The organism is Enterobacter sp. RHBSTW-00975 (assembly GCF_013615235.1).
In the GTDB taxonomy this organism is placed as follows: domain Bacteria; phylum Pseudomonadota; class Gammaproteobacteria; order Enterobacterales; family Enterobacteriaceae; genus Enterobacter; species Enterobacter ludwigii.
The window spans coordinates 3,443,939-3,469,559 of record NZ_CP055883.1 but is presented as its reverse complement, the minus strand read 5'-3'; the positions used below and the strand labels follow the sequence as shown (position 1 = coordinate 3,469,559).

General features: G+C 56.7%; 22 protein-coding genes. 17 read left to right on the top strand and 5 right to left on the bottom strand.

The features are described from left to right. Positions 1–76: 76 nt before the first annotated feature. Positions 77–715 (top strand): DUF1007 family protein, encoded by a 639-nt coding sequence (locus HV340_RS16610; protein WP_047743086.1) that lies wholly within the window; start codon positions 77–79, stop codon positions 713–715. Then, the gene (locus HV340_RS16605) at positions 706–1,686 is read left to right on the top strand and encodes a nickel/cobalt transporter (protein WP_059305948.1); all 981 of its coding nucleotides are present in this window, start codon (positions 706–708) and stop codon (positions 1,684–1,686) included. Before HV340_RS16610 ends, HV340_RS16605 begins: the two co-directional genes overlap by 10 nt. A gap of 52 nt (positions 1,687–1,738) precedes the next feature. On the opposite strand, the gene suhB is transcribed toward HV340_RS16605, so the two are convergent. After that, positions 1,739–2,542, bottom strand: coding sequence for an inositol-1-monophosphatase (gene suhB / locus HV340_RS16600; RefSeq protein WP_020883019.1), 804 nt, complete (start codon positions 2,540–2,542; stop codon positions 1,739–1,741). Between the two features lie 130 nt (positions 2,543–2,672). Here suhB and trmJ point away from each other — a divergent pair, with 130 nt between their 5' ends. From trmJ to sseB, 11 genes are all read left to right on the top strand, one after another. After that, positions 2,673–3,401, top strand: a complete 729-nt coding sequence (gene trmJ, locus HV340_RS16595; RefSeq protein WP_181216100.1) for a tRNA (cytosine(32)/uridine(32)-2'-O)-methyltransferase TrmJ — start codon at positions 2,673–2,675, stop codon at positions 3,399–3,401. Positions 3,402–3,566: 165 nt separating this feature from the next. Continuing rightward, complete coding sequence (gene iscR, locus HV340_RS16590) at positions 3,567–4,058, top strand: Fe-S cluster assembly transcriptional regulator IscR (protein ID WP_020883021.1); 492 nt, start codon at positions 3,567–3,569, stop codon at positions 4,056–4,058. A 119-nt stretch (positions 4,059–4,177) separates the two neighbouring features. Continuing rightward, positions 4,178–5,392 (top strand): cysteine desulfurase, encoded by a 1,215-nt coding sequence (iscS, locus tag HV340_RS16585; RefSeq protein WP_020883022.1) that lies wholly within the window; start codon positions 4,178–4,180, stop codon positions 5,390–5,392. A gap of 23 nt (positions 5,393–5,415) precedes the next feature. Next, the gene (iscU, locus tag HV340_RS16580) at positions 5,416–5,802 is read left to right on the top strand and encodes a Fe-S cluster assembly scaffold IscU (RefSeq protein ID WP_003860661.1); all 387 of its coding nucleotides are present in this window, start codon (positions 5,416–5,418) and stop codon (positions 5,800–5,802) included. Between the two features lie 13 nt (positions 5,803–5,815). Then, positions 5,816–6,139 (top strand): iron-sulfur cluster assembly protein IscA, encoded by a 324-nt coding sequence (gene iscA, locus HV340_RS16575; RefSeq protein ID WP_003860659.1) that lies wholly within the window; start codon positions 5,816–5,818, stop codon positions 6,137–6,139. A 76-nt stretch (positions 6,140–6,215) separates the two neighbouring features. Further along, the gene (gene hscB, locus HV340_RS16570; protein WP_014171181.1) at positions 6,216–6,731 is read left to right on the top strand and encodes a co-chaperone HscB; all 516 of its coding nucleotides are present in this window, start codon (positions 6,216–6,218) and stop codon (positions 6,729–6,731) included. 14 nt (positions 6,732–6,745) lie between these two features. Then, positions 6,746–8,596, top strand: a complete 1,851-nt coding sequence (gene hscA, locus HV340_RS16565) for a Fe-S protein assembly chaperone HscA (RefSeq protein ID WP_063924703.1) — start codon at positions 6,746–6,748, stop codon at positions 8,594–8,596. A gap of 1 nt (position 8,597) precedes the next feature. Beyond that, complete coding sequence (gene fdx / locus HV340_RS16560; RefSeq protein WP_014171179.1) at positions 8,598–8,933, top strand: ISC system 2Fe-2S type ferredoxin; 336 nt, start codon at positions 8,598–8,600, stop codon at positions 8,931–8,933. Between the two features lies 1 nt (position 8,934). Next, on the top strand, positions 8,935–9,135 hold the full coding sequence (iscX, locus tag HV340_RS16555; protein ID WP_014171178.1) for a Fe-S cluster assembly protein IscX: 201 nt from the start codon (positions 8,935–8,937) through the stop codon (positions 9,133–9,135). 53 nt (positions 9,136–9,188) lie between these two features. Further along, positions 9,189–10,475: an aminopeptidase PepB gene (pepB, locus tag HV340_RS16550; RefSeq protein ID WP_020883024.1), complete on the top strand. Its 1,287-nt coding sequence runs from the start codon at positions 9,189–9,191 to the stop codon at positions 10,473–10,475. Positions 10,476–10,571: 96 nt separating this feature from the next. Continuing rightward, positions 10,572–11,348, top strand: a complete 777-nt coding sequence (sseB, locus tag HV340_RS16545; protein WP_025203462.1) for an enhanced serine sensitivity protein SseB — start codon at positions 10,572–10,574, stop codon at positions 11,346–11,348. A gap of 17 nt (positions 11,349–11,365) precedes the next feature. Here sseB and HV340_RS16540 read toward each other — a convergent pair whose 3' ends face one another. The 4 genes from HV340_RS16540 to HV340_RS16525 all read right to left on the bottom strand — a co-directional run bounded on the left by HV340_RS16540 (position 11,366) and on the right by HV340_RS16525 (position 15,999). Next, entirely contained in the window at positions 11,366–12,136 is a 771-nt protein-coding gene (locus tag HV340_RS16540) for a MurR/RpiR family transcriptional regulator (RefSeq protein ID WP_047955960.1), read from the bottom strand. After that, the gene (gene sseA, locus HV340_RS16535; protein ID WP_063924704.1) at positions 12,136–12,984 is read right to left on the bottom strand and encodes a 3-mercaptopyruvate sulfurtransferase; all 849 of its coding nucleotides are present in this window, start codon (positions 12,982–12,984) and stop codon (positions 12,136–12,138) included. Before sseA ends, HV340_RS16540 begins: the two co-directional genes overlap by 1 nt. Positions 12,985–13,074: 90 nt before the next feature. Further along, entirely contained in the window at positions 13,075–14,442 is a 1,368-nt protein-coding gene (locus tag HV340_RS16530) for a 6-phospho-alpha-glucosidase (protein ID WP_014171173.1), read from the bottom strand. A 12-nt stretch (positions 14,443–14,454) separates the two neighbouring features. Then, a complete protein-coding gene (locus HV340_RS16525; protein ID WP_063924705.1) occupies positions 14,455–15,999 on the bottom strand; it encodes a PTS transporter subunit EIIC in 1,545 nt (514 codons plus the stop codon). A gap of 285 nt (positions 16,000–16,284) precedes the next feature. On the opposite strand from HV340_RS16525, the gene HV340_RS16520 reads away from it, so the two are divergent. From HV340_RS16520 to HV340_RS16505, 4 genes are all read left to right on the top strand, one after another. Then, positions 16,285–21,237 carry an alpha-2-macroglobulin gene (locus HV340_RS16520; RefSeq protein WP_063924706.1) on the top strand — a complete coding sequence of 1,651 codons (4,953 nt, stop codon included), beginning with the start codon at positions 16,285–16,287 and terminating at the stop codon, positions 21,235–21,237. A 1-nt stretch (position 21,238) separates the two neighbouring features. After that, positions 21,239–23,563, top strand: a complete 2,325-nt coding sequence (gene pbpC / locus HV340_RS16515) for a peptidoglycan glycosyltransferase PbpC (RefSeq protein WP_063924707.1) — start codon at positions 21,239–21,241, stop codon at positions 23,561–23,563. Between the two features lie 156 nt (positions 23,564–23,719). Next, on the top strand, positions 23,720–24,151 hold the full coding sequence (gene ndk, locus HV340_RS16510) for a nucleoside-diphosphate kinase (protein WP_003860625.1): 432 nt from the start codon (positions 23,720–23,722) through the stop codon (positions 24,149–24,151). 169 nt (positions 24,152–24,320) lie between these two features. Next, positions 24,321–25,487 carry a bifunctional tRNA (adenosine(37)-C2)-methyltransferase TrmG/ribosomal RNA large subunit methyltransferase RlmN gene (locus tag HV340_RS16505; RefSeq protein ID WP_014171168.1) on the top strand — a complete coding sequence of 389 codons (1,167 nt, stop codon included), beginning with the start codon at positions 24,321–24,323 and terminating at the stop codon, positions 25,485–25,487. The last annotated feature ends 134 nt before the right edge of the window (positions 25,488–25,621 follow it).

Here is a 25,621-nt window from a genome sequence, read left to right as displayed (position 1 = left end):
TACTGAAAAGCGCGCCGGCAGGCCTTTCACTCAGGATTGCTGGCGAACATCACAGAATTTATGACGTGAGGAATTGATGCAAACAGTTAAACAAAGCGCAATGGCGTTATTTTTGACGGTGATCCCCTTTGCTGTCGTCGCGCATCCTCACAGTTTTATCAGCCTGAAAACCGAGCTGGTAACGGACGGAACGCAGCTCAGTGGCCTGAAAATGCGCTGGACGATGGATGAAATCACCTCGGCTGACCTGCTGTACGATGCCGGGAATGCAAAACCCGGGGATGAAATCTGGAAAAAGCTGGCGGCGGAAGTGATGGCCAACGTGCTTGGTCAGCACTATTTCACCGAGTTCTGGCACAACGGACAAAAGGTGAAATTTATGAATCGGCCGACGGAATATGGCATGACCCGCGACGGACATCAGGCGGTACTGACGTTTGTCCTGCCGCTGGCGCATCCGCAGCCGCTGGCTGGGCAGACCTATACGTTTTCCACCTTTGATCCCACTTACTATGTCGATATGCATTACGCAGAGGAGAGTGATGTGACGTTACCGGCAGCCCTGCAAAAAACCTGCAAGATGGCAATGCACACGCCAAAACCGAGCGAAGAGACGCTCAATTTTGCGGTCTCTCTCGATAAAGAAGATGCACCACCCGAAGACATGGAGCTGGGTAAACAGTTCGCACAGCAGGTGACGTTGCAATGTCAGTGATCGCATCTCCGGCACGAAAATCACGCCGCTGGCTTCATCTCTGGCAGCTGGCGCTCTTTTTGCTGCTGGCCGTGTGCGGCGCGTTGTGGCTAGGGCACGCCTGGCCGCAGGTGATGATGAAAAGCATTGTCTGGCAGCGCGAGGTCAACCAGCAGATGAGTGGCTTACTGAAGGCGGTGGCGGAGAACCCGACGAAGGCAGGCGGTTCTCTTCTGGCCTTCAGCTTTCTCTACGGTGTCCTGCATGCGCTGGGGCCGGGACACGGCAAAATCGTGATCGCGACCTGGCTTGCGACCCATCCGTCCAGGCTCAAATCAAGCATTGGGTTGACCCTCGCATCTTCGCTGCTTCAGGGCGGCGTGGCGATTGCGCTGGTGGTGGTCGTCCTGTCGTTATTACGCCTTCCTGCTCGTCAGCTGCATATCAGCAGTTTCTGGCTGGAGAAGGGCAGTTACGCGCTGGTCGGTGTGCTGGGGCTGCTCCTGTGCTGGCGGGCATTGAAAAAACTGCGGGCTTTGCTGCACAAACCCCAGTTCAGAGCTTTTACGCCGCACCATGAACACACTGCGAACTGCGGCTGTGGGCATCAGCATCTGCCGACGCAGGCGCAGCTGCAGAACGGTGATGACTGGCGAGCGCGGCTGATGGTTGTGCTCTCAATGGGCATGCGTCCGTGTTCAGGGGCAATCATGGTGCTGTTGTTCAGTAAGGTGATGGGTGTATTTGGCTGGGGAATGCTCTCGGCATTGGCCATGGCGGCCGGGACGTCACTCACGATTTCGTCACTGGCACTGCTGGTGCACAGTTTCCGTCAACTGGCGGTCAAACTCAGCGGCAATAAAACGCCGGTGCTGTGGCGGCAGGTCGGATGGACAACGCTCGCGCTGGCGGGCGGGATGATTCTGCTGGTGGCTGCGGTAACGATGTGGATGAGCGCGGTGCCGGTGGGAAGGGGATTAAGGCCGTTTTAGTCAGGTACAGCATGGTGCCCTTTCCCGGCGGGAGAGGGCACCGCAGGCTGGATTAACGCTTCAGCGCGTCGCTCAGCTCATCACGCATGTTTGCCAGCATGGCTTTAACAACACGTGGGTTACCTGCAACGATGTTGCCGGTCGTCAGATGGTTGTGTCCGCCGGTGAAATCGCAAACAATGGCGCCTGATTCACGCGCGATCAGCTCGCCCGCTGCAAAATCCCACGGCTTCAGTGACAGCTCAAAGTAACCGTCAACGCGACCGGTAGCCACATAGGCCAGGTCCAGCGCGGCAGAACCGGTGCGACGGAAGTCCGCGCATTCGGTGAACAGTTTGCCCAGAATATTCATGTAAGTGGTTGCGTGCTGCTTCGCCTTGAACGGGAAGCCGGTCGCCAGAATGGTACCGTCGAGGTCGCGTGCATTACTGCAGCGCAGACGGTAGCCGTTCAGCTGCGCGCCCTGACCGCGGGTTGCGGTGAACAGTTCGTTACGCATTGGATCGTAAACCACGGCGACTTCAGTACGGCCTTTAATGCGTACTGCGATAGACACGGAGAAGTGTGGCAGACGTTTGACGAAGTTGGTGGTGCCATCCAGTGGATCGATAACCCATTGAACATCCTGATCGGTACCTTCAAGTTCACCGCTTTCTTCGGTGATGATGGTGTGCTGCGGGTAAGATTTGCGGATGGTATCGATAATAATCGCTTCAGCGGCTTTATCGACGTTGGTTACGAAATCATTGCTGCCTTTCTGGCTGGTTTCAACTGAATCTGGCGTTTCGTAGTGTTTGGCAATTACATTACCCGCCTTGCGCGCTGCGCGCACGGCGATGGTCAGCATCGGATGCATCGGTCTCTCTCACTGGATGTTAAAGAACGGGAAAATCGGCGCAGAGTATAGCAGCGAGATCGGAATATGTCTCTCGTTTATGATAATATGGCCGAATATTCTTCAGACACAGAATCCAGACATTAAAACTATGCTGCAAAACATTCGAATCGTGCTGGTCGAAACATCGCACACTGGCAATATGGGCTCCGTAGCCCGCGCTATGAAAACCATGGGTTTAACGAACCTGTGGCTGATTAACCCACTGGTGAAACCCGACTCACAGGCTATCGCTCTGGCTGCGGGCGCCAGCGATGTCATTGGTAACGCGCAGATCGTGGATACCCTGGACGAAGCCCTGGCAGGGTGCAGTCTGGTGGTCGGGACCAGCGCCCGCTCCCGTACACTGCCGTGGCCGATGCTGGATCCGCGTGAATGCGGTCTGAAAAGCGTCTCTGAAGCCGAACAGGCTCCTGTAGCGCTGGTGTTTGGCCGTGAACGCGTGGGCCTGACCAACGATGAACTGCAGAAGTGCCATTACCACGTGGCCATTGCCGCTAACCCGGAATACAGCTCCCTGAACCTGGCAATGGCCGTTCAGGTCATTGCCTATGAAGTGCGTATGGCGTGGCTGGCGACGCAGGAAAAAGCAACGGCAGAGCCGCAGGAAGAGGCCGTCTACCCGCTGGTGGACGATCTGGAGCGCTTCTATGGTCACCTGGAGCAGACCCTGCTCTCTACCGGTTTCATCCGTGAAGGTCACCCGGGGCAGGTAATGAACAAGCTGCGCCGCCTGTTTACCCGTGCACGTCCGGAAAGCCAGGAACTGAACATTCTGCGCGGGATTCTGGCGTCGATTGAGCAAAAGAATAAAGAGTAGTGCCCATCCTGGTGATACGGCACGGAAGGTTAAATACCTGACTAAAACAGTCAAGTAAATAGTTGACCATTTTAGTCAGGAATGTCAGACTTGGCCCTGCTATGCAATACCCCCATTTTACTATAAAAAACCCCGGGCAGGGGCGAGTTTGAGGTTAAGTAAGACATGAGACTGACATCTAAAGGGCGTTATGCCGTGACCGCGATGCTGGACGTTGCGCTCAACTCCGAAGCGGGCCCGGTTCCGTTGGCTGATATTTCTGAACGACAAGGGATCTCCCTCTCCTATCTGGAGCAGCTGTTCTCCAGACTGCGTAAAAATGGACTGGTTTCCAGCGTTCGTGGCCCAGGCGGCGGTTATCTGCTGGGTAAAGACGCGGGCAGTATTGCAGTTGGCGAAGTGATCAGTGCCGTTGACGAATCCGTTGATGCGACCCGTTGCCAGGGTAAAGGCGGCTGCCAGGGCGGCGATAAGTGCCTGACCCACGCGCTGTGGCGCGACCTGAGCGATCGTCTGACCGGCTTCCTGAACAATATCACCTTAGGTGAACTGGTAAATAACCAGGAAGTTCTGGATGTCTCTGGCCGTCAGCACAGCCAGGACTCCCAACGCAGCACCCGCGGGCAGGACGCGATCGACGTCAAATTACGCGCGTAATAAAAAGATAAGTATTTCAGAATCAGGCCGGAGCGTTCGCTCGCTCCGTGTACTCGGTCGTACATCCAGCCGGTTGCCTGATTCCTTGCATTGAAGCGATGTACGGAGTTTATAGAGCAATGAAATTACCGATTTATCTCGACTACTCCGCAACCACGCCGGTGGACCCGCGTGTTGCCGAGAAAATGATGCAGTGTCTGACCCTGGACGGAAACTTTGGTAACCCAGCTTCCCGTTCACACCGTTTTGGCTGGCATGCTGAAGAGGCGGTAGATATCGCCCGTAATCAGATTGCTGACCTGGTGGGTGCCGACCCGCGTGAGATTGTATTCACCTCCGGTGCGACCGAATCCGATAACCTGGCGATCAAAGGTGCGGCCAACTTTTATCAGAAAAAAGGCAAGCACATCATCACCAGCAAAACCGAACACAAAGCCGTGCTGGACACCTGCCGTCAGCTCGAGCGTGAAGGTTTCGACGTGACTTACCTGGCACCACAGAGCAACGGTATCATCGACCTGAAAGAGCTCGAAGCGGCCATGCGTGATGACACCATTCTGGTCTCCATCATGCACGTAAACAACGAAATTGGCGTTGTGCAAGATATCGCGACCATCGGCGAAATGTGCCGTGCGCGCGGCATCATCTACCACGTGGACGCCACCCAGAGCGTGGGCAAACTGCCTATCGATCTGAGCCAGCTGAAAGTGGACCTGATGTCCTTCTCCGGCCACAAAATCTATGGCCCGAAAGGTATTGGTGCACTGTACGTTCGTCGTAAACCGCGTATCCGCATCGAAGCACAGATGCACGGTGGCGGTCACGAGCGCGGTATGCGTTCCGGTACGCTGCCTGTTCACCAGATCGTGGGTATGGGCGAAGCTTACCGTATTGCGAAAGAAGAGATGGAAACCGAGATGGCGCGCCTGCGCACGCTGCGTAACCGTCTGTGGGATGGCGTGAAAGATATGGAAGAAGTGTATCTGAACGGCGATCTCGAACAGGGCGCACCAAACATTCTCAACGTCAGCTTCAACTATGTTGAAGGTGAATCGCTGATTATGGCGCTGAAAGACCTGGCGGTTTCTTCCGGTTCTGCCTGTACGTCTGCAAGCCTGGAGCCATCCTACGTGCTGCGCGCACTGGGCATGACTGACGAGCTGGCACACAGCTCTATCCGTTTCTCTTTAGGTCGTTTCACTACCGAAGAAGAGATTGACTACACCATCAAGCTGGTTCGCAACTCCATCGGTCGTCTGCGTGACCTTTCTCCACTGTGGGAAATGTTCAAGCAGGGCGTGGATCTGAACAGCATTGAATGGTCACATCACTAATCGGTACATAAGGAGAATTCAACATGGCATACAGCGAAAAAGTTATTGATCATTATGAGAACCCGCGCAACGTTGGCTCTTTTGACAACAGCGACGAAAGCGTAGGTAGCGGTATGGTCGGTGCGCCAGCGTGTGGCGACGTGATGAAGCTGCAGATTAAAGTCAACAATGAAGGTATCATTGAAGACGCGCGCTTCAAGACCTACGGCTGCGGTTCTGCTATCGCCTCCAGCTCCCTGGTCACCGAATGGGTGAAGGGCAAGTCTCTGGACGAAGCACAGGCAATCAAGAACACGGATATTGCTGAAGAACTCGAACTGCCACCCGTGAAAATTCACTGTTCTATCCTGGCAGAAGACGCGATCAAAGCCGCCATTGCGGATTACAAAAGCAAACGTGAAGCAAAATAATTGAGGTTTGAGTATGTCGATTACCCTTAGCGACAGCGCTGCCGCGCGAGTAAGCTCTTTTCTGGCGAACCGTGGTAAAGGCTTTGGCCTGCGACTGGGCGTACGTACCTCCGGCTGTTCTGGTATGGCTTACGTACTGGAGTTTGTTGACGAACCGGCGTCTGATGACACCGTATTTGAAGACAAGGGCGTGAAGGTGGTGGTCGATGGCAAAAGCCTGCAATTCCTCAATGGCACTCAGCTGGACTTTGTAAAAGAAGGCCTGAACGAAGGGTTCAAATTCACGAACCCGAACGTCAAAGACGAGTGTGGTTGCGGCGAAAGCTTCCACGTTTAACCGCGCGTCATCCGAAACCCCACCGCAGGACTCCTGTGCGTGGGGTTTGTTCTAACAGGCTACCCCTGAGATTGTTATGGATTACTTCACTCTCTTCGGACTACCCGCTCAATACCCGATTGATCTCCAGGCGCTGACGATCCGCTTCCAGGATCTGCAGCGTCAGTATCATCCGGATAAATTCGCCAGTGGTACTCAGTCAGAGCAATTGGCTGCGGTATCGCAATCTGCGACCATCAATCAGGCCTGGCAGACGCTGCGCCATCCACTGTCTCGCGCTGAGTATCTGCTCTCGCTTCATGGCTTTGATCTGGCGAGTGAACAGCACACCGTGCGTGATACGGCGTTTTTGATGGAACAGCTGGAACTGCGTGAAGAGCTGGATGAGATTGAACAGGCCAAAGATGAAGCGCGTCTGGAAAGCTTCATCAAGCGCGTAAAAGGCATGTTCGATACCCGCCATCAACTGATGGTGGAGCAACTGAACAACGAGACCTGGGATGTGGCGGCAGACACTGTGCGCAAACTCCGTTTTCTCGATAAACTGCGAAGCAGTGCTGAACAACTCGAAGAAAAGCTGCTCGATTTTTAATTTCGGAAGCAATTATGGCCTTATTACAAATTAGTGAGCCTGGCTTAAGTGCCGCACCGCACCAGCGTCGTCTGGCGGTAGGTATTGATCTGGGCACCACCAATTCTCTCGTGGCGACCGTGCGAAGCGGCCAGGCGGAAACGCTGGCTGACGAGCAGGGCCGTCATCTGCTGCCTTCCGTGGTCCACTACCAACAGCAGGGCCACGCGGTTGGCTACGACGCACGCGCGAACGCCGCGCGCGATCCGGCAAACACCATCAGTTCCGTAAAACGCATGATGGGCCGCTCCCTCGCCGATATTCAGACCCGTTATCCGCATCTGCCGTATCAGCTGCAGGCCAGTGAAAACGGCCTGCCAATGATTGCCACGACAGCGGGGCTGCTGAACCCGATCCGCGTTTCTGCTGATATCCTCAAAGCGCTGGCGGCGCGTGCTACGGCAACGCTCGGCGGCGATCTCGATGGCGTGGTCATTACCGTTCCGGCCTACTTTGATGATGCACAGCGTCAGGGCACCAAAGACGCGGCGCGTCTGGCGGGACTGCACGTTCTGCGCCTGCTGAACGAACCGACGGCGGCCGCCATTGCCTACGGCCTGGACTCCGGTCAGGAAGGGGTGATTGCGGTTTACGATCTGGGTGGCGGGACCTTTGATATCTCTATCCTGCGCTTAAGCCGTGGGGTGTTTGAAGTGCTGGCTACCGGCGGTGATTCTGCGCTGGGTGGCGATGACTTCGACCATCTGCTCGCTGATTTCATTCGCGAGCAGGCGGGTATCCCCGATCGCAGCGATGCACGCATGCAGCGTGAACTGCTGGACGTGGCCATCGACGCGAAAATCGCGCTGAGCGATGCGCAGTCTGTCACCGTCAACGTGGCGGGCTGGCAGGGGGAAATTACCCGGGAACAGTTTAACGACCTGATCGCGCCTTTGGTGAAACGCACCCTGCTGGCCTGCCGTCGCGCACTAAAAGATGCGGGCGTTGAGGCTGACGAGGTGCTGGAAGTGGTCATGGTTGGCGGCTCCACGCGCGTACCGCTGGTGCGTGAACGGGTGGGTGAATTTTTTGGCCGCACGCCGCTGACGTCCATCGACCCGGATAAAGTGGTTGCCGTGGGCGCGGCTATCCAGGCGGATATTCTGGTCGGCAACAAGCCGGACAGCGAGATGTTGCTGCTGGATGTTATTCCGCTCTCCCTGGGTTTAGAAACCATGGGGGGGCTGGTGGAGAAAGTCATTCCGCGTAACACCACCATTCCGGTGGCGCGCGCGCAGGAATTCACCACCTTCAAAGACGGCCAGACCGCGATGTCCATCCATGTGATGCAGGGCGAGCGCGAGCTGGTGCAGGACTGTCGTTCACTGGCGCGCTTTGCGCTGCGCGGTATTCCTGCGCTGCCTGCGGGCGGTGCGCATATTCGCGTTACCTTCCAGGTGGATGCGGACGGCCTGCTGAGCGTCACGGCGATGGAGAAATCCACCGGCGTTGAGTCGTCTATCCAGGTGAAGCCGTCCTACGGCCTGACCGATGGTGAGATCGCCTCCATGATTCAGGATTCAATGAGCTACGCCGAACAGGATGTGAAGGCGCGTATGCTGGCAGAACAGAAAGTTGAAGCCGCACGCGTGCTGGAAAGTCTGAACGGTGCGCTCGCTGCCGACGCCGCGCTGTTAAGCGCCGCTGAGCGTCAGGTGATTGACGAGGCTGCCGCGCGCTTAAGCGCAGTGGCCGAAGGCAATGATGCTGATGCAATAGAAGAAGCCATTAAAAACGTTGATAAACAAACCCAGGACTTTGCTGCTCGCCGCATGGACAAATCTGTCCGCGTCGCGCTGAAAGGCCAGTCCGTGGACGAGGTTTAATATGCCAAAGATTGTTATTTTGCCTCATGCGGACCTCTGTCCGGATGGTGCTGTTCTGGAAGCGAAGACCGGTGAGACCATTCTCGATGTTGCCCTGCGTAACGGTATCGAAGTGGAACACGCCTGTGAAAAATCCTGTGCCTGCACAACCTGCCACTGCATCGTGCGTGAAGGTTTTGACTCTCTGGCCGAGAGCACCGAAGATGAAGACGACATGCTGGATAAAGCATGGGGTCTGGAGCCAGACAGCCGTTTGAGCTGCCAGGCTCTGGTGACCGATGAAGATCTGGTCGTGGAATTCCCACGCTACACCATCAACCACGCACGCGAGCACTGATATGGGACTGAAGTGGACTGACAGCCGTGAAATCGGCGAAGCGCTCTACGACGCTAACCCGGATCTCGATCCTAAAACCGTACGCTTCACCGATATGCATCAGTGGATCTGCGATTTAGACGATTTTGACGACGATCCAAACGCATCCAATGAAAAAATTCTGGAGGCGATTCTGTTAGTCTGGTTAGATGAAGCAGAATAAATCACCTTACGGGCTGCCTTCAGGCGGCCCGTTTGCTAATAAGGATAAATAAAATGACCGAAGCGATGAAGATTACGATCTCGAATCAGCCTGCTGACGCGCGCTGGGGCGAGAAAGCCACCTACAGTATCAACAACGACGGTATTACCCTGCACCTGACTGGCAACGATGATTTGGGTCTGATCCAGCGCGCGGCGCGCAAAATTGATGGTCTGGGCATTAAACATGTCACCCTGGACGGCGAAGGCTGGGATATCGACCGCAGCTGGGCATTCTGGGCGGGTTACAAAGGACCGAAAGGCAGCCGTAAAATCGAGTGGGCGACGCTCGACGAAGCGGGTCAGAAAGAGCTGGAAAGCCGTCTGACCATTATCGACTGGGTGCGCGATACCATTAACGCCCCGGCAGAAGAGCTGGGTCCTGAACAACTTGCGCAGCGCGCCGTTGACCTGCTGTGCGGTGTGGCCGGCGACAAAATGTCTTACCGCATCACCAAAGGTGAAGACCTGCGCGAGCAGAACTATATGGGGATCCACACCGTGGGTCGCGGTTCCGAGCGTCCTCCGGTATTGCTGGCGCTGGATTACAACCCAACCGGTGATAAAGCAGCACCGGTATTTGCCTGCCTGGTCGGGAAAGGCATCACGTTCGATACCGGCGGTTACAGCCTGAAGCAGAGCGCGTTCATGGACTCCATGAAGTCCGATATGGGCGGTGCGGCAACCATCACCGGCGCGCTGGCGTTTGCCATTACGCGCGGTCTGAACAAGCGCGTGAAGCTTTACCTGTGCTGTGCGGACAACATGGTGAGCGGTAATGCCTTTAAGCTCGGCGACATCATTCGCTACCGTAACGGTAAAAACGTGGAAGTGATGAACACCGATGCGGAAGGTCGTCTGGTGCTGGCCGATGGTCTCATCGACGCGTCTGCGCAGAAGCCAGAGCTTATTATCGACATGGCGACCCTGACCGGTGCGGCGAAAACCGCGCTGGGCAACGACTACCATGCGCTGTTCAGCTTTGACGACAAACTGGCAGCTCGCCTGCTGGCAAGCGCGGCCGCGGAGAACGAACCGTTCTGGCGTCTGCCGCTGGCCGAATTCCACCGCAGCCAGCTGCCGTCTAACTTCGCCGAACTGAACAACACCGCGAGCGCAGCCTATCCGGCGGGTGCGAGCACGGCGGCCGGCTTCCTGTCTCACTTCGTTGAGAACTATCACGAAGGCTGGCTGCACATCGACTGCTCCGCAACCTACCGTAAAGCGGCCGTTGAGCAGTGGTCTGCAGGGGCAACGGGACTGGGCGTGCGTACTATCGCGAACCTGTTGACTGCCGAGTAATTGTCTTTGTCCGGCGGCGCTGTGCTTGTCCGGGCCTACGGTTTTGTAGGCCTGTTAGCCTTGCGCCAGCCGACATTATGTTGAAGTAGCCAAACTATGTCTGAAACGAAAAACGAATTAGAAACTCTGCTGGAACAGGCGGCGACCGAGCCCGCCCACCGTCCGGCATTTTTCCGCACGTTGCTGGAGTCCACCGTCTGGGTTCCGGGTACCGCAGCGGAAGGCGAACAGGTTGTTGAAGACAGCGCGCTGGACCTGCTCCACTGGGAGAAAGACGACGGCACGTCGGTGATCCCGTTCTTCACTTCGCTGGAAGCGCTGCAGCAGGCTGTTGAAGACGAGCAGGCGTTCGTGGTGATGCCGGTGCGCACTCTGTTCGAAATGACGCTGGGCCAGACCTTGTTCCTCAACGCCAAACTGCCAACCGGGAAAGAGTTTACCCCGCGTGAAATCAACCATCTGATTGGCGAGGAGGGCAACCCGCTCAGTACGCAGGAAGTGCTGGAAGGGGGCGAAACGCTGCTGTTGTCTGAAGTAGCCGACCCCCCTGCGCAGATGATTGATTCGCTGACCACGCTGTTCAAAACCCTCAAACCCGTGAGGCGCGCGTTCCTCTGCTCTGTTAAAGAGAGCACGGATGAACAGCCGGTACTGCTGATTGGCATTGAAGCAGACGGCGATATCGAGGAGATTATTCAGGCTGCGGGCAGTGTTGCCACCGATACGCTGCCGGGTGATGAGCCGATCGATATCTGTCAGGTGAAGAAGGATGAGAAGGGCATCAGCCACTTTATTACCGAGCACATCACGCCGTTTTACGAGCGTCGCTGGGGCGGATTCCTGCGCGATCTCAAAACCACCCGCATTATCTGATTACGCGGGGTGATTTTTCACCCCGTCGCTTCCAGCAGCAGTAAATCCATCAGCAGGACCAGATTCGACTCAAACGACGTTACGCCATCGGCTTCTGCGGCGTAATGTACCGCCTCGTCATATAAAGCAAAGTGCAAATCTGCCATTCCCGCCAGCGTATTGGCCGAAGCGCGCGTAAAAGCCACGACCGTCATACCCACGTTTTTAGCGATCCGCGCTTTATCCAGCACCTGTTCGGTTTCACCGCTGCGTGAGACGGCGATAAACACCTGATACCGCGCAGCGTTGCTGAGGAAAATGTTCCGGCTATCCCCCGGCCCGGAAATAAACGCCGTTTTGCCCAGCACCTGCAATTTCTTGGTGAGGTACTCGGCGAAGAGATAAGAGAAGCCGGCGCCATAAAGAAAGAAGCTCTCTTTCTGGCGCAGCAACGTCGAAAATTGCGCGCGCTTCTCCTGCGTTACCCACTGAAAGGTTTGCTGATAGTTCGCGATAAATTGACTGAAAAGCGCCGGCAGTTCGGGGCGCTGTTGTGCCTGCGCGGCGATATACGGCGTCTCGGTTAACAGCTGTTTGCAGTGCCAGATAAATTCGCTGAAACCGCTGAAGCCTAATTTCTGACACAGACGCATAATGGTGGCGGTTGAGACGAACGTCGCCTGCGCCAGTTCGCGCACCGTAATATTGCCCACCAGCAGAGGATGCTCTGTCAGGTGGGCCAGCACGCGATATTCCGCGCGGGTCAGTGACGCCCCGCGCGTTAACAGCGTGGCCAGACGGTTATCCATTATTTGGCCGGTTCAACGGGCAAATCGTCTCGTGCACCCCATTCACTCCAGGCGCCATCATAGAGCGTCACGTCGTTTACACCGAGTGTGGCGAGCGCCAGAATCACCACGCAGGCCGTGACGCCGGACCCGCAACTGGCAATAATGGGACGATGCAAATCCACGCCCTGACGATCAAAAATGGCGCGCAGCTCATCGGTCGTTTTTAATTCACCTTCAAACACCAGATCGCCCCACGGCACATTCAACGCGCCGGGAATATGGCCGCGCTTCAGCCCCGGACGCGGTTCATCCGCCTGGGCGTTAAAGCGCGCTGCAGGGCGGGCATCGACAATTTGCGCCGTTTTTTCATGGCTGACCACCAGCACGTCGGTCAGACGTTTTACCAGATGCGCATCAAACGTCGCGTCGAACTCGCCTTCCGGCAGCGTCACGTCGCCCTGCTGCAATGGCAGTTCATCACGCTTCCAGCCCGCGAGGCCGCCTGCCAGAATTGAGACTTTCTCCACGCCAAAGTTTTTCAGCATCCACCAGGCGCGCGGTGCGGAGAAGAGGTTACCTTCATCGTAAACCACGAGGTGTTTGTCACGATTAACGCCAAGTTCGCGCATCGCCACGGAGAACGCTTCCGGGCGCGGCAGCATGTGCGGGAGAGGGGAGTTATGGTCGGACAGAGCTTCAATATCAAAAAATACCGCGCCCGGCAAATGCCCTGCGCGGTATTCTGCGACCATATCGCGAAGATGTTCCTGCCCGGCAGGTGCCATACGCGCGTCAATAATCTGTACTTCCGGATCGTCACCGTGCTCAATCAGCCAGTCGGCGGCGACAAAATATGAGGTGGACATGGGTTGCCTCCATTCTTTTCCGTAAAAAAGGATTGTCGGTGTTTTTTCTGACACCGACAAGCAAACCACGTTCAACTCGCGAGCACGACCCTATTTTTTCACCGCTTCACCGTTCTGCCAGGCTTTTTGCAGCGCAGGCCAGTAGTCACGGTTGGCGTCAATCATGTCATCAAGAATCGCTTTTGCGTGCTCCATGGTGGGCACGGTGCGGTTCAGGGTGAACGCCTGCAGCGCTTTTTCGTAGCTGCCTTCAATGGTCGCTTCCACCAGCAACTGTTCAGAGGCGAGCTGCTGTTGTAGCAGCGTCTGATGGAACAACGGGACCCGACCCACGCGGATAGGCTCTGGCCCTTCAGAGGTGATGTAGGCCGGGACTTCCACCACCGCGTCGTACGGCAGATTGGTTATCGCCCCGCGGTTTTCCACCATTACCAGATGGCGCTGACGCAGGTTAAATGCCAGCGAGCAGGCGACATCGACAATAAACTCGCCGTGGACGCCCACGTGGAAGGCATCCGGTAAAATCCCGGTACGCTTATACTCTTCTGCGGCGGCAAACAGCTTTTTCTCACGCCCGTTCATCACTTCGTTCGCGCGGGTATAGTCCGGGTTCTGATGCTCCACAATCTGGTTTGGCATCAGGTAGTACTGCAGATAGGGGTTTGGCAGATATTCCGGGAAGTTATCCATGATGGGCTTGATGTTGCGCCAGGTTTTCACCCACGACGGATCCGAGTGCTGCGGATCGGTTTTGGCCGCATCTTCCGTCAGCAGGCCGAACCTCGCGATATGCCGACGCAGTTCCGGCAGCTTGTCCTCGCCGTCCACCCGCACGCGGGTAAACCAGCCGAAGTGGTTCAGACCAAAGTAGTCCACCTCCAGCTTGTGGCGGTCCACACCCAAAATGGCCCCCATGTTACGCATCGCCGCCACTGGCATATCGCAGATATTAAGCACGCGGGCGTCCGGTCGCAGGCGGCGCACCCCTTCCGCAACGATCGCTGCCGGGTTGGAATAGTTCACGATCCAGGCTTTTTCATGCGCGTAGCGATCCACCAGATCGATCAGCTCGACCATCGGCAGGATCGTGCGCAGGCCGTATGCCAGCCCGCCAGGACCGCAGGTTTCCTGGCCCACCACGCCGTGGCGCAGCGGGATCTTCTCATCCTGCTCACGCATTCTGTACTGGCCGACACGCATCTGGGCGAAGACAAAGTGCGCCCCGCTGAACGCGACTTCCGGGTCTGTGGTCACGGTGAAGGTAATGCTCTGGCTATGGTCGCGAATGACCTTCTCCACCACCGGTGCAATGGTGTTCTGGCGTGCTTCGTCGATATCGTAGAGGCGAATCTCGGCCAGCGGGAAGTCCTGCAGGCGTACCATCAGGCTTTTCACGATACCTGGCGTATAGGTGCTGCCGCCACCGGCAATCGACAGAATAAAAGGGGGTGTAAACATCTTTAGCTCCTCTCAGAGAAACGTCTCAACGGCTTCTCGCATTTTTTTGACATGCAGCCCGTAGACCACCTGAACGTTGTTACCTTGTTTGATAATCCCTTTCGCGCCGGTCGCTTTCAGACGCGGCTCGTCGATGATGGAGACATCCTTCACCGTGACGCGTAAGCGGGTGTAGCAGTTATCCACTACCTCAATGTTTTCCCGGCCTCCCAGTCCCACCACGATGGATTCACCCAGCCCGTCATTGTTCCCCTTCGCCTGATACTCCTGTTTGCTGTACAGGCGCGTCTCCTGATCGTCATCCTCGCGTCCTGGCGTCTTCATGTTGAAGCGCAGGATCAGGAAGCGGAACACCACAAAATAGAGCGCGAACATGATGAGCCCGACCACGATGTACATCGGCCAGTTGGACTTCTCCGTGCCGAGCGGCAGGTTATAAAGAATAAAATCGATAATTCCGTTAGCGCCGATGGCATGAACACCGAACAGGGAGAAAAGCATCATGCCGATGCCGGTCAGCACCGCATGTACCACAAACAGCAGCGGAGCGACGAACAGGAATGAAAACTCAATCGGCTCGGTAACGCCCACCAGCAAAGAGGTTAACGCTGCCGGGATCAGGATGGCTTTGGCTGCCGCTTTGCGCTCCGGCCTGGCGGTCATGTACATCGCCAGCGCCGCCGCGGGCAGGCCAAACATTTTGCTGATGCCGCGCGCGTCCCACACTACCGTGCTACTCAACTGCTTCACTTCCGGACAAGCCATTTCGGCGAAATAGATATTGCGTGCGCCCTGATAAACCGTGCCGCATACCTCTTGCGTCCCCCCAAGTTCGGTATACAGGAAGGGGGTATAGACCAGATGATGCAGGCCGGTCGGCACCAGAATGCGTTCCAGGAAGCCGTAAATGGCCACCCCAAAAGGCCCGGAACCTTTGATCGCCAGCGCCAGTGCGCTGATGCCATGCTGGGCAAATGGCCACAGTTCGCTCATCACGACGCCGAGCAGCATTGAAACAGGAAGCATGACGATGGCGACGAAACAGTGGCCGGAATAGATGGCCATCGCGCCGTTAAACTGTACGCCGGAGTACTTGTTGTACAAGTATCCGGACAGCGCCCCGGTCAGGATCCCGGCGAAAACGCCCATCTCCAGCACCTGCACGCCCAGCACCATACTTTGCCCGGCGGCTTTCATCTGGTCAGCGGGGGCCAGTTCGCCCTGGAGCTGCAGCGTAACGTTCATCGCGTTAATGAAAACAACAAAGGTCACCAGGCCAATCAGGGCCGCATAGCCTTTATCACGCGTAGCCAGGCCAATCGGTATCCCGACGGCAAACACCAGCGCCAGGTTAACCAGTACTGACACGGCCGATTTCGCGATAAGCTGACCAATATGCTGAATCAGCGGATGGCCGAGAAACGGCACATACTCTGCGAGGTTACCGTTCCCCAGGACGTTACCGAACGCGATAAACAGACCGACGATCGGTAAGATAAGTACCGGTCCGTACAACGATTTTCCGAAATTTTGTAGGGCGTTCACGGCTCGTTTCATGACTGTCTCTCTTAGTGAACCGCGCACTCGGGGTGCGTCTTGAGCTTAAAGCTAGCAGGCTAAAGGCGAGGTAATCCAGCTATCTTCTTGTTTTAAAAACAAATGACGTAAAAGGTAACATGTGACGTTTGCGACTGTGATCGGCATAGCAGTGCCTGAGTAAAGGCGTCGTCGCTCTGCGAGGTGCTTTCCAGATTCTAAAATTAGACTTTTTGTATTAATGAAACTTGCCGATAATACTTATCCGGAAGACGACCAACAGGCTCCATGGGCCAGGGACAAAGGATGACACCGTTTCGCTTAGCCGCGATTTCTCTCGCGCTGCTTACCACATTTTCGCTTGTCGGCTGTGATAACAGCGACGATAACTCTCAGGCTGCGGCTCCCGCAGCATCCACAGCAACGACACCGAAAGCACCGGAAAAGCCGGACGCTGAAAAGCTGGCAACGCTGGCGGCACAGAGTCAGGGCAAAGCGCTCACCCTGCTGGATACCTCAGAGGTGCAGCTTGATGGCGCGGCCACGCTGGTGCTGACCTTCTCTGTTCCGCTTAATCCCGATCAGGATTTCGCCAAAACAGTGCATGTGGTGGATAAAAAAAGCGGCAAGGTTGACGGGGCGTGGGAACTCGCACCTAACCTGAAAGAGCTACGCCTGCGCCATCTGGAACCCAACCGCAATCTGGTTGTCACCGTTGAACGTGATCTGCAGGCGCTGAACAAAGCGACATTTGGTATCGATTACGAAAAAGCCCTGACTACCCGGGATGTTGAACCGACGGTCGGTTTTGCCAGCCGTGGCTCGCTGCTGCCGGGCAAGGTGGTGGAAGGTCTGCCGGTAATGGCGCTCAACGTCAACAATGTTGACGTGAATTTCTACCGCGTGAAGCCTGAATCCCTGGCCTCCTTTGTCAGCCAGTGGGAGTACCGTAACTCCCTGACCAACTGGGAGTCCGATAATCTGCTCAAAATGGCGGACCTGGTGTATACCGGCCGGTTTGACCTCAATCCGGCACGCAACACCCGTGAAAAACTGCTGTTGCCGCTGCGGGATATTAAGCCGCTCCAGCAGTCAGGCGTGTACATCGCGGTCATGAATCAGGCCGGGCACTATAACTACAGCAATGCCGCGACGCTCTTTACCTTAAGTGATATTGGGTTGTCCGCTCACCGTTATCATAACCGTCTGGATATTTTCACCCAGAGCCTGGAAGATGGCGCGGCGCAATCCGGCGTTACCGTCACCCTGTTGAATGATAAAGGGCAGACGCTTGCCGAAGCGAACAGCGATGCTGACGGCCACGCAAAACTTGAGACTGACAAAGAAGCCGCGCTGATTCTGGCCAGTAAAGACGGGCAGACCACGCTGCTTGACCTCAAGCTTCCGGCCCTCGATCTGGCGGAGTTTGATATCGCAGGTAGCCCTGGCTACAGCAAGCAATTCTTTATGTTTGGCCCGCGCGATCTCTATCGCCCTGGCGAAACGGTGATCCTCAATGGTTTGCTGCGCGACAGCGACGGTAAACCGCTTCCTGCCCAGCCGGTTAAACTCGACGTACTGCGCCCGGACGGACAGGTGGCACGCACGGTTGTCGTCCAGCCTGAGAACGGCCTCTATCGCTTCAATTATTCCCTGGACGGCGGGGCGCAGACCGGTATGTGGCATATCCGCGCCAATACCGGCGATAACCAACAGCGCCTGTGGGATTTCCACGTTGAAGATTTTATGCCGGAGCGTATGGCGCTTAATCTGACGGGACAAAAAGCGCCGGTTTCCACCGAGGATAACGTCGACTTTAACATTGCGGGTTATTACCTGTATGGCGCACCTGCCAACGGAAATTCCCTGCAAGGCCAGCTTTTCCTGCGACCGCTGCGCGAAGCCGTCGCTGCACTGCCGGGCTTCCAGTTCGGTGATATCGCCGAAGAGAACCTGAGCCGCAGCCTGGATGAAGTTCAGCTAACCCTTGATGAACAGGGGCGCGGACAGGTCTCGACCGAAAGCCAGTGGAAAGAGGCGCATTCACCGCTGCAGCTGATCCTGCAGGCCAGCCTTCTGGAATCGGGCGGTCGCCCGGTGACGCGCCGTGCTGAGCAGGCCATCTGGCCGGCGGCCGATCTGCCGGGTATCCGTCCTCAGTTTGCCAGTAAGGCCGTTTATGACTACCGCACTGACACTACCGTCAACCAGCCGATCGTGGATGAAAACGGCAATGCCAGCTTTGATATCGTCTATGCCGATGCCAGCGGGGCAAAAAAGGCGGTTTCCGGGTTACAGGTTCGCCTGATCCGTGAGCGCCGTGACTACTACTGGAACTGGTCAGAGAGCGATGGCTGGCAGTCACAGTTTGATCAGAAAGACCTGGTGGAGGGCGAGCAGGCGCTGACCCTTAAGGCCGATGAAACCGGTAAAGTGACCTTCCCGGTGGAGTGGGGCTCGTACCGTCTGGAGGTCAAAGCGCCGGACGACATGGTCAGCAGCGTGCGCTTCTGGGCCGGCTACAGCTGGCAGGATAATAGCGACGGCACCGGTGCCGCTCGCCCTGACCGTGTGACCATGAAACTGGACAAGCCTTCCTATCAGCCGGGAGATACCATCCAGCTGCATATCGCTGCTCCGGCGGCGGGTAAAGGCTATGCGATGATCGAGTCCAGCGAAGGGCCGCTGTGGTGGAAAGAGATCGACGTACCGGCCAACGGGCTCGATCTCTCAATCCCGGTGGATAAGGCCTGGAAACGTCACGATCTCTATCTCAGCACGCTGGTGGTACGCCCTGGCGATAAATCCAAATCAGCGACGCCGAAACGTGCCGTCGGGTTACTGCATCTGCCGATGGGCGATGAGAATCGCCGCCTGAATGTCGCGCTGGAAAATCCGCAGAAAATGCGGCCAAACCAGACGCTGTCCGTGAAGGTGAAGGCCAGCGTCAAAGAAGGCGCCGTTCCGCAGAAAGTGAATGTGCTGATCTCGGCAGTGGACAGCGGCGTGTTGAACATCACCGATTACGTTACTCCGGATCCGTGGGAAGCGTTCTTCGGTCAGAAGCGCTACGGCGCGGATATCTACGATATTTACGGTCAGGTCATTGAAGGGCAGGGCCGCATGGCTGCACTGCGCTTTGGTGGTGACGGCGATGAGCTTAAGCGCGGCGGTAAACCACCGGTGAACCACGTGACTATCATTGCCCAGCAGGCGCAGCCGGTCGAGCTCGATGCTAACGGTGAAGGGACCGTGACGCTGCCCATTGGAGACTTCAATGGCGAGCTGCGTCTGATGGCGCAGGCCTGGACGGAAGATGATTTCGGCAGCAGCGAGGGTAAAGTGATTGTCGCCGCCCCAATCATTACCGAACTGAACACGCCGCGTTTCCTGGCAAGTGGCGATACCTCACGCCTGACGCTGGATGTGACCAACCTGACGGACCAGCCGCAAACGCTGAACGTTGCCTTTACCGCTACCGGCAAGCTGTCGCTTGAAGGCGCACAGCCGCAGCCCGTGAAGTTACCGCCGGGCGCGCGCAGCACCCTGTTTATACCGGTACGTGCGCTGGATGGCTACGGTGATGGTGAAGTGACCGCTCAGGTGACCGGCCTGCAGCTGCCGGGCGAGACTTTCGCTGCACAACAGAAGAGCTGGAAAATCGGCGTTCGTCCGGCATTCCCGGCGCAGACCGTTAACACCGGTGCCATGCTGAATCCTGGTGAGTCGTGGAGTGCACCGGCGCAGCACCTTAATGGCTTCTCTCCTGCCACGCTACAGGGACAATTGCTGCTGAGCGGGAAACCGCCTCTGAATCTGGCGCGCTATATTCGTGAGCTGCAGGCATACCCGTATGGCTGTCTGGAGCAAACCACCAGTGGTCTGTTCCCGTCGCTCTACACCAACGCGGCGCAGTTGACCGCGCTTGGCATCAAAGGGGATACGGATGACAAGCGCCGTGCGGCCATTGATATCGGGATCTCCCGTCTGCTGCAGATGCAGCGTGATGACGGAGGTTTCGCGCTTTGGGATAAAAACGGTCCGGAGGAGTACTGGCTCACCGCCTATGTCACTGACTTCCTGGTTCGTGCAGGCGAGCAGGGCTACAGCGTGCCTGCTGAGGCGGTTAACAATGCCAACAGCCGCTTGCTGCGTTACCTGCAGGACCCGGGTATGATGTCCATCCGCTATAGCGATGATACCCAGGCCAGTAAATTTGCGGTGCAGGCCTATGCCGCGCTGGTGCTGGCTCGCCAGCAAAAGGCCCCGCTTGGTGCGTTGCGTGAAATCTGGGAACGTCACGGACAGGCCGCTTCCGGGCTGCCGCTGATGCAGCTGGGGATGGCGCTAAAATTGATGGGCGACGCACCGCGCAGCCAGCAGGCACTGGGTCTGGCCATCAAAACGCCGCGTAACGACAGCAAAAACTGGATGGCCGATTATGGCAGTGCGCTTCGTGATAATGCGCTGATGCTTTCTCTGCTTGAGGAGTACAAGCTTCTGCCGGATGCGCAAAATACGCTGCTGAACGCCTTGTCGGAACAAGCTTTCAGCCAGCGCTGGCTCTCGACACAGGAGAGTAACGCCCTGTTCCTGGCCGGACGCTCGCTGCAAACTTTGTCCGGCACATGGCAGGCCCAAACGTCTCTGGCGGATACCGCATCAGGCGGTGATAAAGCCTTGGTACAGAACGTGAACGGCGACCAGCTTGGCGCGCTGCAGGTGACCAATACCGGTAGCACACCGCTGTGGGTACGCCTTGATAGCACCGGTTATCCGGCATCTGCACCTCAGCCATCGTCTAACGTGCTGCAGATTGAACGCCATATTCTGGCAACCGACGGCAGCACAAAGTCGCTCACGTCACTGAAGAGCGGCGAGCTGGTGCTGGTATGGCTTGAAGTGAAGGCCAGCCAGAACGTGCCGGATGCGCTGGTTGTCGATCTCCTCCCGGCGGGGCTGGAACTGGAAAACCAGAACCTGGCGAGCAGCAGCGCCAGCCTGCAGGACAGCGGCAGCGAAGTGCAGAACCTGCTCAGTCAGATGCAGCAGGCGGATATTCAGCATATGGAATTCCGCGACGATCGCTTTGTGGCGGCGGTGCCGGTTAACGAAGGGCAGCCGGTCACGCTGGTTTATCTGGCGCGCGCCGTGACGCCGGGAACCTATGAGGTGCCGGTCCCGATGGTGGAGTCCATGTATGTTCCGCAGTGGCGGGCAACAGGTGCGGCCAGTGGCCCGCTGATTGTTGTACCGTAATATGCGACTTGTACGTCTGATACGCTCCCGCTGGCTGTGGCTGGCGGGAGCGCTTCTCGTTTTATGGGGGCTGATCCTGGCCGCTGATCGCCTGTGGCCGTTGCCTCTGAAAGAGGTCAACCCTGCACGGGTGGTGGTGGACGAAAAGGGCACGCCGCTCTGGCGTTTTGCCGACAGCGAAGGGATCTGGCGCTATCCGGTCACTCTCGAAGAGGTTTCTCCCCGCTATCTTGAAGCCTTGATCCAGTATGAAGATCGCTGGTTCTGGGACCATCCAGGCGTGAATCCGTTCTCTGTGCTACGCGCCGCCTGGCAGGATCTTACCTCCGGGAGGGTTGTCTCAGGCGGCAGCACGCTCACTATGCAGGTGGCGCGCCTGCTGGATCCGCATCCGCGCACTTTTGGTGGCAAAATTCGTCAGCTCTGGCGAGCCATGCAGCTTGAGTGGCACCTCTCTAAGCGCGACATCCTCACGCTTTATCTTAACCGCGCCCCGTTTGGCGGTACGCTGCAGGGGATTGGTGCGGCAAGCTGGACCTACCTCGGCAAACCGCCTTCGCAGCTCAGCTATTCCGAAGCGGCGCTGCTCGCCGTATTGCCGCAGGCGCCAAGCCGGTTGCGTCCTGACCGCTGGCCGGAACGTGCAGAAGCGGCACGCAACAAAGTGCTCGACCGGATGGTGACGCAGGGCGTCTGGTCGGCAAGCCAGGTTAAGGAGTCCCGTGCAGAAGCGGTATGGCTGGCGCCCCGGCAAATGCCGCAGCTGGCACCGCTCTTTTCGCGCATGATGCTCAGCAAAAGTCGTGATACTAAAATTGTGACTACCTTAGATGCGTCCCTGCAGCGGCAGCTTGAAGAACTGGCGATGAACTGGAAATCCCGCCTGCCGGCTCGCAGTTCGCTGGCAATGATCGTCGTCGATCATACGGATATGAAAGTGCGTGGCTGGGTGGGATCGGTCGACATTAACGATGACACCCGGTTTAGCCATGTGGATATGGTGAATGCGATCCGATCGCCGGGATCGGTGCTCAAACCCTTTATTTACGGTATGGCGCTGGACGACGGTTTGATCCACCCGGCATCGCTGCTCCAGGATGTTCCAAGAAAAACGGGGGATTATCGCCCGGGTAATTTCGACAGTGGATTCCATGGGCCGGTGAGTATGAGTGAAGCGCTGGTACGTTCCCTTAATCTGCCCGCCGTGCAGGTGCTCGAGGCATACGGACCAAAACGTTTTGCTGCGATGTTGAGTAATGCAGGTTTGCCGCTGATTTTACCTGCTGGCGCACAGCCGAATTTATCGCTGATCCTGGGCGGGGCAGGGGCGCGGCTGGCCGATATCACCGCGGCCTATAGCGCGTTCGCCCGACACGGTAAAGCGGGCCGGCTGCGCTTACAGCCAGGCGATCCCCTGTCAGAGCGGCCGTTGTTATCCCAGGGGGCGGCGTGGATCATTCGCCGTATTCTGGCCAATGAGGCGCAGCCGCTGCCGGACAATGCGCTGCCGCAGGTGGTACCTCTGGCATGGAAAACGGGAACCAGCTATGGCTACCGTGACGCATGGGCGGTAGGGCTGAATGCCCGTTACGTTATTGGGATCTGGACCGGACGACCGGACGGCACGCCTGTGGCGGGTCAGTTTGGGTTTGCGAGCGCGGTACCTTTGCTTAATCAGGTGAATAATGTTCTGCAGTCTGGTTCAACGCTCGATCAGGCGCGTCTGCCACGCGACCCGCGTCCTGACGGTGTGGGACGCGGCGTCATCTGTTGGCCGGGCGGCCAGTCGCTGCCGGAAGGGAGCGAAAATTGCCGTCGTCGCCTGGCGACCTGGCTGCTGGACGGCAGCGAGCCGCCGACGTTGCTCTTACCGGAACAGGAAGGTATTCGCGGGATCCGTTTCCCGGTCTGGCTGGATAAAGAGGGCAAACGCGTGGCGGCAGACTGCCCGGATGCGACCGAGAAAGTTCTGGATGTCTGGCCGCTGCCGCTGGAACCCTGGCTGCCTGCAGCCGAGCGGCGCTCAGCACGGATCCCTTCGCCATCGGCTACCTGTCCGCCCTTATCGCAGGACTCACCTGCACCGCTGATGTTGACTGGTGTGCGTGAAGGCGCGGTTATCAAGCGCCTGCCGGGGGAATCCCGCGTCTCGTTACCGCTACAGGCCACCGGCAATAGCGGTGAACGCTGGTGGTTTTTGAATGGCGAACCGCTGGCGGTGAAGAGCCGGGTTTACACCTTGCAGCTTGATAAATCAGGCGATTATCAGGTGCTGGTGATGGATGAAGCGGGGCAGGTGGCGACGGTGAATTTCACGCTGCAGTAGCGTTAAACGCCTGTTCTGCTGTGAGCTGTTGCTAATCTTCGTCTCATTTTAAAAAAATGTTACCTGAATCCATAGGCAATGGCGCTATTGCTCATTATAATCCGCGCCACACCATACTCAGGTATGAAAAACAACAGAACATTTACAGAGGTTATCATGGCTATTGAACGTACTTTTTCCATCATCAAACCAAACGCGGTGGCAAAAAACGTTATTGGCAGCATCTTTGCTCGCTTTGAATCAGCAGGGTTCAAAATCGTTGGCACCAAAATGCTGCACCTGACCGTTGAGCAGGCTCGCGGTTTCTACGCTGAGCACGAAGGTCGTCCATTCTTCGACGGTCTGGTTGAGTTCATGACTTCTGGCCCGATCGTTGTATCCGTACTGGAAGGCGAAAACGCAGTACAGCGTCACCGTGACCTGCTGGGTGCGACCAACCCGGATAACGCACTGGCTGGTACCCTGCGCGCTGACTATGCAGACAGCTTCACCGAGAACGGCACCCACGGTTCCGATTCTGTTGAATCTGCCGCTCGTGAAATCGCGTTCTTCTTCGCTGAAGGCGAAGTGTGTCCACGTACCCGTTAATTTAACGGTTTCGTTTACACATTATTTTCGTAAATGCCGCGTGCAGACGTGGCATCCCTGCGCCAGACTTTGTACAATGCAACGCCCCGGACGAGCAGACTGCTTTCCGGGGCGTTTCTTTTCAACCCTCCATGGGCCATAACGTGTAACAACGAGGCCGGAAAAAATTATGTCTGAATTAGTGAATACCTCCGAAGTCGCCATTCCTGCGGTTCCAAATAAAAATGGAAAAATTAACCTGCTGGATCTGAACCGTCAGCAGATGCGCGAGTTCTTTAAAGAGATGGGCGAGAAGCCGTTTCGTGCCGATCAGGTCATGAAATGGATGTACCACTATTGCAGCGACAACTTTGATGACATGACTGACATCAACAAAGTGCTGCGCAATAAGCTCAAAGAAGTGGCTGAAATCCGTGCACCAGAAGTGGTGGAGGAGCAGCGCTCTGCCGATGGCACCATCAAATGGGCGATTGCCGTTGGCGATCAGCGCGTTGAAACCGTCTACATCCCGGAAGAAGACCGCGCCACGCTGTGCGTCTCCTCTCAGGTGGGCTGTGCGCTGGAGTGCAAGTTCTGCTCAACCGCTCAACAGGGATTCAACCGTAACCTGCGCGTGTCTGAAATTATCGGCCAGGTGTGGCGTGCGGCGAAAATCGTCGGTGCGGCGAAAGTGACCGGGACCCGTCCAATCACCAACGTAGTGATGATGGGCATGGGCGAGCCACTGCTGAACCTGACCAACGTCGTTCCGGCGATGGAAATCATGCTGGATGACTTCGGCTTTGGCCTGTCCAAGCGTCGCGTAACGCTGTCGACGTCAGGCGTAGTGCCTGCACTGGACAAGCTGGGCGACATGATTGACGTTGCGCTGGCGATCTCCCTGCATGCACCGAACGACGAAATCCGTGACGAAATTGTACCTATCAACAAAAAGTACAATATCGAAACTTTCCTCGCCGCCGTGCGTCGCTACCTGGAGAAATCCAACGCGAACCAGGGCCGCGTGACGATCGAGTATGTCATGCTCGATCATGTAAACGACGGTACCGAGCATGCGCATCAGCTGGCTGAACTGCTGAAAGATACGCCGTGCAAAATCAACCTGATTCCATGGAACCCGTTCCCGGGCGCGCCTTATGGCCGTAGCTCGAACAGCCGTATCGACCGTTTCTCCAAGGTGCTGATGGAGTATGGTTTCACCACTATCGTGCGTAAAACCCGTGGTGATGATATCGATGCTGCATGCGGACAGCTGGCAGGTGATGTGATTGACCGTACCAAACGTACCCTGCGTAAACGTATGCAGGGCGAGACGATTGCGGTCAAAGCTGTTTGATTCTTATGCACTCACGGCGCATTATTTGCGCCGTGAAGCATAATCTTACTGAATAATCAGTCAGATTCGTGATGACTGATCAATAATTACGGTGCGTTTCATCCGACTTTCGGGCAGTATGTAACGACGTAACA